Raw genomic sequence first — 2,331 nt, 5'->3', positions numbered from 1 at the left:
GCTTTATACAACAACTGTTTGGGTGTTGTATAGTCAAGCCTCACGAGCAATTAGTATTGGTCAGCTTCACATATCACTATGCTTCCACATCCAACCTATCAACGTCGTAGTCTTCAACGGCTCTTTAGAGGACATAAAGTCCTAGGGAAATCTTATCTTGAGGTAGGCTTCCCGCTTAGATGCTTTCAGCGGTTATCCCTTCCGAACATAGCTACCCGGCGATGCGACTGGCGTCACAACCGGTACACCAGAGGTTCGTCCACTCTGGTCCTCTCGTACTAGGAGCAGATCCTCTCAAATTTCCAACGCCCACGGTAGATAGGGACCGAACTGTCTCACGACGTTCTAAACCCAGCTCGCGTACCTCTTTAAATGGCGAACAGCCATACCCTTGGGACCTGCTTCAGCCCCAGGATGAGATGAGCCGACATCGAGGTGCCAAACACCGCCGTCGATATGAACTCTTGGGCGGTATCAGCCTGTTATCCCCAGAGTACCTTTTATCCGTTGAGCGATGGCCCTTCCATACAGAACCACCGGATCACTAAGACCTACTTTCGTACCTGCTCGACTTGTGGGTCTCGCAGTTAAGCGCGCTTTTGCCTTTATACTCTACGCGTGATTTCCGACCACGCTGAGCGCACCTTCGTACTCCTCCGTTACTCTTTAGGAGGAGACCGCCCCAGTCAAACTACCCACCAGACATGGTCCTCGTCCCGGATAACGGGACAGAGTTAGAACCTCAATATTACCAGGGTGGTATTTCAAGATTGGCTCCACCGAAACTAGCGTCTCGGTTTCAAAGCCTCCCACCTATCCTACACAAGTAAGATCAAAGTTCAATGTCAAGCTGCAGTAAAGGTTCACGGGGTCTTTCCGTCTAGCCGCGGGTACACCGCATCTTCACGGCGAATTCGATTTCACTGAGTCTCTGCTGGAGACAGCGCCCCCATCATTATGCCATTCGTGCAGGTCGGAACTTACCCGACAAGGAATTTCGCTACCTTAGGACCGTTATAGTTACGGCCGCCGTTTACTGGGGCTTCGATCAAGAGCTTCGCTTACGCTAACCCCATCAATTAACCTTCCAGCACCGGGCAGGCATCACACCCTATACGTCCACTTTCGTGTTTGCAGAGTGCTATGTTTTTAATAAACAGTTGCAGGGGCCTGGTTTCTGTGGCTGCTCTCAGCTCAGGAAGCAAGTTCCATCACCAAAAGCAGCGTACCTTCTCCCGAAGTTACGGTACCATTTTGCCTAGTTCCTTCAGCAGAGTTCTCTCAAGCGCTTTGGTCTACTCGACCTGACCACCTGTGTCGGTTTCGGGTACGATTCCTGTGTAACTGAAGCTTAGAGACTTTTCCTGGAAGCATGGTATCAGCCACTTCACTGTACAAGTACAGCTTGCTATCAGTTCTCAGCATAGAGCACCCCGGATTTGCCTAAGATGCATGCCTACAACCTTTCACCTGGACAACCAACGCCAGGCTGACTTAACCTTCTCCGTCCTCTCATCGCATTACACAGAAGTATTGGAATATTAACCAATTTCCCATCGACTACGCCTCTCGGCCTCGCCTTAGGGGTCGACTCACCCAGCCCCGATTAACGTTGGACTGGAACCCTTGGTCTTTCAGCGTGCGAGTTTTTCACTCGCATTGTCGTTACTCACGTCAGCATTCGCACTTCTGATACCTCCAGCAGACTTCTCAATCCACCTTCATCGGCTTACAGAACGCTCCCCTACCACGCATAATAAATTATGCATCCGCAGCTTCGGCATATAGTTTTAGCCCCGTTACATCTTCCGCGCAGGCCGACTCGACTAGTGAGCTATTACGCTTTCTTTAAAGGGTGGCTGCTTCTAAGCCAACCTCCTAGCTGTCTATGCCTTCCCACATCGTTTCCCACTTAACTATAATTTTGGGGCCTTAGCTGGCGGTCTGGATTGTTTTCCTCTTGACTACGGACGTTAGCACCCGCAGTCTGTCTCCCGGATAGTACTCATTGGTATTCGGAGTTTGCATCGGTTTGGTAAGTCGGGATGACCCCCTAGCCGAAACAGTGCTCTACCCCCAATGGTATTCGTCCGAGGCGCTACCTAAATAGCTTTCGGGGAGAACCAGCTATCACCAAGTTTGATTAGCCTTTCACCCCTATCCACAAGTCATCCCCTGGCTTTTCAACGACAGTGGGTTCGGTCCTCCAGTTAGTGTTACCCAACCTTCAACCTGCTCATGGATAGATCACCTGGTTTCGGGTCTATACCCAGCAACTAATGCGCCCTATTAAGACTCGGTTTCCCTACGGCTCCCCTATTCGGTTAACCT

1 rRNA gene is annotated in these 2,331 nt (G+C 50.7%); it reads right to left on the bottom strand.

Annotation, left to right across the window (positions count from 1 at the left end):
* Positions 1-29: 29 nt before the first annotated feature.
* Positions 30-2,331, bottom strand: a 23S ribosomal RNA gene (locus FTU45_RS15230); the annotation flags it as partial.

The sequence above is a fragment of the Acinetobacter sp. YH12106 genome, from assembly GCF_013418995.1.
In the GTDB taxonomy this organism is placed as follows: domain Bacteria; phylum Pseudomonadota; class Gammaproteobacteria; order Pseudomonadales; family Moraxellaceae; genus Acinetobacter; species Acinetobacter pseudolwoffii.
The sequence above is the reverse complement of the archived record's forward strand: the minus strand, read 5'-3'. Positions and strand labels throughout refer to the sequence as shown.